The 2,692-nt window shown below is 30.6% G+C and carries 2 protein-coding genes and 1 pseudogene; 2 read left to right on the forward strand and 1 reads right to left on the reverse strand.

What is annotated here, in order from left to right; genetic code table 11:
• A pseudogene (araD, locus tag Q0Y70_RS09840) lies at positions 1 to 84 on the forward strand (L-ribulose-5-phosphate 4-epimerase); the annotation flags it as partial.
• 116 nt (positions 85 to 200) lie between these two features.
• Complete coding sequence (locus tag Q0Y70_RS09845) at positions 201 to 1,298, forward strand: GntR family transcriptional regulator (protein WP_297820540.1); 1,098 nt, start codon at positions 201 to 203, stop codon at positions 1,296 to 1,298.
• Positions 1,299 to 1,447: 149 nt separating this feature from the next.
• Here the strand turns inward: Q0Y70_RS09845 and Q0Y70_RS09850 are convergent.
• Positions 1,448 to 2,692, reverse strand: a 1,245-nt coding sequence (locus tag Q0Y70_RS09850; RefSeq protein WP_297820543.1) for a glycoside hydrolase family 43 protein, incomplete at its 5' end; no start/stop codon positions are given.

Raw genomic sequence — 2,692 nt, forward strand, 5'->3', positions numbered from 1 at the left:
CATTATTATAGAAAGCACGGTCAAAATGCATATTATGGACAAAATAATGCGCATTCACATGATCATGCAAAGAAGATAGATTGATAAAAATTAAGTATCAAAATTTTTATATTTATAGGCTTTTTATTTTATATGAATTAATTTATTATATAAAATAAAATTAAATAGTATCTAATTTATTAAAGACTAGGAAGACCTATATGTCAGAAATAAAATATGAAAAAGTAAAAAAGAATCTAATAGATAAAATAGAAAGTGGAATTTATAAGGTTGGTGAAAAATTACCTACAGAATCTGAATTGATGAAAACCTACCAGGTAAGTAGATATACAATTAGACGAGCTGCTGGCGAATTAGAGAATAAACATTATATCTACCGTATTCAAGGCGGTGGGATGTATGTAGATGATTGGAAAAAAGCTAAAAGCAAGAGAGTAGTAGATACTAAAATGATAGGGATCGTTACTACACATTTGGCTGATTATATTTTTCCTAGGATCATTAGTGGAATTGATAGAGTTTTATCTCAGAATGGCTATTCTTTGATTTTAAGTAACACCCATAATAATCCCCAAGAAGAGCGTAAAGCTTTGAAAAGAATGCTTGATAATAATGTGGCAGGGCTTATTATTGAACCTACTCAAAGTGCACTTCCAAATAAAAATTTAGATTTATACAGACGAATACAAGAAAATGGAATTCCAGCATTACTGATTAATTCCCATACAAGTGATCCAATTGATATGCCATATTTAGAAGTAGATGATTTACTTGCTGAAGAACAAATTACAAATTATTTAATTGGTTTAGGACATAAAAAAATACTAGGAATGTTTCAGGTAGATGATATGCAAGGAGTAAATCGATTAAAAGGATATCTTAATGCCTATATGCAACATCCAACGATTTCTTATTTAAGCCAGTCAATTATGTATCAATCTACTGAAGATATGGATCCTATTTTTCAAAAAGCAATTATGGCTCTACAGGGTCCAGATAGACCAACTGCTATTGTTTGTTATAATGACGAGTTAGCTATAAGGATGATGAATATCGTTAAATCTCTTGATCTGAAGATACCAGAAGATATCTCGATTGTAGGTTTTGATAATTATATTTTAGGTAAGTATATTACTCCTCGCTTAACTACGGTTGATCATCCCAAGGAACGAATGGGAGTAGATGCTGCAAATATGATTATTAAAATGATTAATGGAGAAGCAGTAGAGTCGAAGCAATACAAATTAAATTTGATCAAGAATAATTCTGTGATTAAGAATGTAATGGTTAAAAATTAAAAATTGTCTGAGGAAGCCTCAGAAATCAAAAGATCCTATTAAATCTCGACGTCAATAAAGCCTTGATTTAATAGGATTTTTATTATGAATTAAAATATATAATTAACTAAAAATAAACGTATTCTAAGGTATGGGTTAGTTTAAAAGTTCTATTTTTGATATTTTTTGACACCCCACAGAACTTTGTTGTTTCCTTGAACTGAAAATACTAAGACATTATTCCTTTCTTTTGATTCATCTTGTTGAAGCTTAAATTCACCTACATATTTTCCTTCGGTAGTATTTAGTGTAACTAAGAGAGTATTTTCTTTTTGATTTATGGACCACAGGCCCCTTATTGCCCCCGTAATCTGATGATCTGGCATCAGAGTTATTTCTTTTGGCTTGATTGGGTTAGGATTGGTGTCAGTTCCATTATCTATGAACTCATATTTACCAGGGATTTGTTTAGTAATATTTGGAATATTAGAACTATTAATACTTAATTCATGGCCAGTATATTCAAATGGAAGTGGAATAGGCCATCCATCAGAGGTCATAATCATTTGTTTTACACGCAATTGATGGTTTTCAGTACCATTATTAAATCTCGTATGATTAAATAAGTACCAATTATGATTATTATCAATATAAACGGAATTGTGACCAGGAGACATGTAAGCATACGGTAAACAAGAAAAACTATAGTTTCCTTCTAATTTGACCCCATATTTTTGATTGGATTGCTTAGTAGGATCATTTGTTTCCCATGAAGTATAGTTAGGTGTGTGACCTTGATCATCAACATATTTTGAAGTAATATGCTTTGATCTAAATACTCTCATATTATATCCACCAGTCCGATTCAAACCTCCATATGTTACAAAAAGATAATAATATTTAGTTTGTGGATCATATTTTATATAAGGAGCTTCCCCAGACATATGATATCCCCCAATTAAATGAGTACCAAAGTATCTATCTACATTTTGTCCATATTTATTTGTTCCATCTTTTCCTGGATAGATGGGCTGACCAGTTACTTTATTTATTGGTAAAATATAAATTCCTCCAGACCAAGAGCCATAAGCTAACCATAAGTTACCTTTAGAATCTTTCGTAATATTGGGATCAATGGCGTTAGGAGCATAGTCATTATTATAAGTTCCATTTTCACGTATCCATTTTGAATTAAAACCGGATATACGATGACTTTTAATTAACTGATCGACATTGGTATTCGTGTAAATATCGTTTTTAGTATTATTATCACCGTTTTCTTTTTTGTCTTTTGTAAAACCTGAATAAATGATTGGTGTAACATTTTTATACGGACCATGGACTGTTTTTGAAACTGCATATCCAATAACTGAATGGATCCAACTAGAAGAGGTACAAAAGTAATACATATATGC

Source organism: uncultured Lactobacillus sp. (genome assembly GCF_947367085.1).
Lineage (GTDB): Bacteria > Bacillota > Bacilli > Lactobacillales > Lactobacillaceae > Lactobacillus.

What these genes read in the sequence shown, in the direction of transcription:
- Q0Y70_RS09845 (WP_297820540.1), top strand. Translation starts at nt 201, where the DNA reads ATGTCAGAAATAAAATATGAAAAAGTAAAAAAGAATCTAATAGATAAA.